Below are 1,584 nucleotides of genomic sequence, written 5' to 3' on the forward strand. Positions count from 1 at the left end.
CCACTATACGGCTCGCAACATTCTAATACAATTGATGTAACAATTTTTGCTACATAGACCAGATTTTTCACCTTATATATTCAAAAAATCATAACAAGTGCACACATCAGGGTAGAAAAATTGACTTTGACAGCGATCACACGTAAAAAAATGGCACACAAACATCCTGGACGGATTAAATAATAAACAAAGGAGATTGTTATGGCGGATAAGAAAGCTACCCTTCATGTTGAAGGTCAAGCACCTATCGAGCTGCCGATTATGGAAGGAGCCCTAGGCACTCCTGTGATTGATGTTCGTACACTTGGAGCAAACGGATTTTTTACATTTGACCCAGGTTTTCTTGCCACTGCATCATGTGAATCTCAAATCACCTACATCGACGGCGGCAAAGGGATTCTTTTGCACCGCGGTTACCCAATTGATCAGCTTGCAAATAACGCTGATTACTTAGAAGTATGTTACATCCTTCTTTACGGTGAAGCCCCAACACGCGAACAATACGAGCAATTCAAGAAAACAGTCACTCGTCACACAATGGTTCATGAGCAAATTGCTAGCTTCTTCCACGGCTTCCGTCGTGATGCTCACCCAATGGCAGTAATGTGTGGAGTTGTCGGAGCGCTAGCTGCGTTCTACCACGATTCACTAGATATCAACAACGACGAACACCGCGAAATCGCGGCATACCGACTCCTGTCGAAAATGCCGACTCTAGCGGCAATGTGTTACAAGTACTCTATAGGTCAGCCATTCATCTACCCTCGTAATGACCTGAACTATGCAGAGAACTTCCTCCACATGATGTTCGCAAACCCGTGTGAAGAGTATGAAGTAAACCCTGTTGTAGCGCGCGCTATGGACAAGATCTTTACTCTACACGCAGACCATGAACAAAATGCCTCTACGTCAACAGTACGTTTAGCAGGTTCTTCAGGCGCAAACCCATTTGCATGTATTGCAGCCGGTATCGCGTCGCTATGGGGCCCTGCTCACGGTGGTGCTAACGAAGCCTGTCTGAAAATGCTGGAAGAAATTGGCAGCGTAGACAACATTCCTGAGTATGTCGCTCGTGCGAAAGATAAAGACGATCCATTCCGCCTAATGGGCTTTGGTCACCGTGTTTACAAGAACTACGACCCACGTGCAACAGTAATGCGTGAAACATGTCACGATGTTCTTAAAGAGCTTAACATCCAAGACCCACTACTTGACGTAGCGATGGAGCTTGAACGTATCGCACTTTCTGATGAGTACTTCGTATCTAAGAAACTTTACCCGAACGTAGATTTCTATTCAGGTATCATCCTTAAAGCGATTGGTATTCCAGTATCAATGTTCACCGTTATCTTCGCGATTTCGCGTACTATCGGTTGGATCGCTCACTGGAACGAAATGCACAGCGACCCACTAAACCGTATCGGTCGCCCACGTCAGCTTTACACTGGTGAAGTTCAACGTGAGTTCTCACCTCTGCATGAGCGTGAGTAAGCATTCGAGTTTCGAGTTTCGAGTTTCGAGTTTCGAGTTTCGAGTTTCGAGTTTCGAGTTTCGAGTTTCGAGTTTCGAAAAGTAATAATGAGG

At 45.2% G+C, this 1,584-nt stretch carries 1 protein-coding gene; it reads left to right on the forward strand.

Annotated elements, in window-relative coordinates; translation table 11 throughout:
• The first annotated feature begins 201 nt into the window (after positions 1–201).
• The gene (locus tag QTO00_RS19455; protein ID WP_331426216.1) at positions 202–1,491 is read left to right on the forward strand and encodes a citrate synthase; all 1,290 of its coding nucleotides are present in this window, start codon (positions 202–204) and stop codon (positions 1,489–1,491) included.
• The last annotated feature ends 93 nt before the right edge of the window (positions 1,492–1,584 follow it).

The sequence above is a fragment of the Vibrio sp. M260118 genome (genome assembly GCF_036533755.1).
Classification (GTDB): Bacteria; Pseudomonadota; Gammaproteobacteria; order Enterobacterales; family Vibrionaceae; genus Vibrio.

What these genes read in the sequence shown, in the direction of transcription:
- QTO00_RS19455 (WP_331426216.1), top strand. Translation starts at nt 202, where the DNA reads ATGGCGGATAAGAAAGCTACCCTTCATGTTGAAGGTCAAGCACCTATC.